General features: G+C 64.0%; 3 protein-coding genes. All 3 read left to right on the forward strand.

The features are described 5' to 3' along the window. The coding region (gene hflC / locus EN939_RS33370; protein ID WP_164751478.1) for a protease modulator HflC at window positions 1-627 on the forward strand (627 nt) is incomplete at its 5' end. A gap of 6 nt (window positions 628-633) precedes the next feature. Further along, the gene (locus tag EN939_RS33375; protein ID WP_023813072.1) at window positions 634-822 is read left to right on the forward strand and encodes a DUF2065 domain-containing protein; all 189 of its coding nucleotides are present in this window, start codon (window positions 634-636) and stop codon (window positions 820-822) included. A gap of 127 nt (window positions 823-949) precedes the next feature. Beyond that, window positions 950-1,604 (forward strand): trypsin-like peptidase domain-containing protein (locus EN939_RS33380; protein WP_127271729.1); only part of this gene is annotated, 655 nt, incomplete at its 3' end.

The following is a 1,604-nucleotide window of genomic DNA, read 5'->3' on the forward strand; positions in this document are numbered from 1 at the left end:
GCAGAAGCCCGGCTCAGGACGCGTCTCGACGCTGCCTTGCGCCGTGTCTACGGTCTGCGTGATTTCGAGGCCGCACTTTCCGAACAGCGCACCGTGATGATGCGCGAAGTCCGCGACCAGCTCAGGCCCGACGCCACCTCGCTCGGCCTGCAGATCGAGGATGTCCGTATCCGCCGCACGGATCTCACGGCCGAAGTCTCGCAGCAGACCTTCGACCGCATGAAGGCGGAACGCCTGGCGGAAGCTGCGCGGCTGAGGGCGCGCGGCAATGAAGCGGCACAGCGCATCACCGCCCGCGCCGATCGCGAAGTGGTCGAGATCGTCGCCGAAGCGCAGAAAGAGTCGGAAATCCTGCGCGGCGAGGGCGAAGCCCAGCGCAGCGCCACCTTCGCGGGAGCCTATCAGCGCGATCCGGCCTTCTTCGACTTCTACCGGTCGATGAATGCCTATGGCACGGCGCTGGACAACACCGGAACGACGATGGTGCTGTCGCCGAACTCGGAGTTCTTCCGCTTCTTCCGCAATCCTGACGGCAGCGAGGGGCCGGCAAAGCCGGCTTCGCCTGCGCCAAACGCTCCGGCGACGGCACCCGCCGCGCCGGCGGCACAGCCCAGCACCGGCCAGTAGCGGCCGGTGCAGGATTTTCTTGCCGCCATGGGCCTGGTCCTTGTCATAGAGGGTCTAGTCTATGGCGGTTTTCCCGGCCTGGCCAGGAAACTTGCCACCGAAGTGCTGTCGCTGCCCGAGAACGCGCTGCGGATCGCCGGACTGGCGGCGATCGTGATCGGCGTCGGCATCGTCTGGCTGGTACGGGGCGCATGACGGCGGCGATGATTTATCCTCTGCCGATAGTCATAGCCGCAAACGTGCCGTATTTTTTGCCAACATGGCGTGACGCGGCGTTTTCGTCGAAGCGCTTTTCTTTTCAAGGATACCGGGAGGCTTCTCGATGACATCCAATACAATTCTGTGCGCGGCTCGGCGGACATTCATCGCCGGCGCGGCGGCACTTCTTGTCAGCGCAGTCGCTGTCCCGTCCTTCGTGACGCCGACATTTGCCGCCGATGGACCTGCTTCGGTCGCCGATCTGGCGCAAGGCCTGCTCGGCGCAGTGGTCAACATATCGACCTCGCAGACGGTCAAGGGCACCGAAGGCCCGGGCGCGGTGCCGATGCCGCAATTGCCCGAGGGGTCGCCCTTCCAGGATTTCTTCGACGATTTCTTCAAGAACCGCGGCGGTGACAAGGACAACGGCTCGCAGAAGGTGCAGTCGCTGGGCTCCGGCTTCGTCATCGATGCCGAGCAAGGCATCGTCGTCACCAACAACCATGTCATTGCCGATGCCGACGACATCGAGGTCAATTTCTCCGATGGTGTCACCTTGAAGGCGACGCTGGTCGGCACCGACACCAAGACCGATGTCGCCGTGCTCAAGGTCGATCCGAAAGGCCACAAGCTGACGGCGGTGAAGTTCGGCGATTCCACCAAGATGCGCGTCGGCGACTGGGTGATGGCGATCGGCAATCCGTTCGGCCTCGGCGGCACGGTCACGGTCGGCATCGTCTCTGCCCGCAACCGCGACATCAATTCCGGCCCCTATGATG

The sequence above is a fragment of the Mesorhizobium sp. M7A.F.Ca.CA.002.05.1.1 genome, assembly GCF_003998335.1.
Classification (GTDB): domain Bacteria; phylum Pseudomonadota; class Alphaproteobacteria; order Rhizobiales; family Rhizobiaceae; genus Mesorhizobium.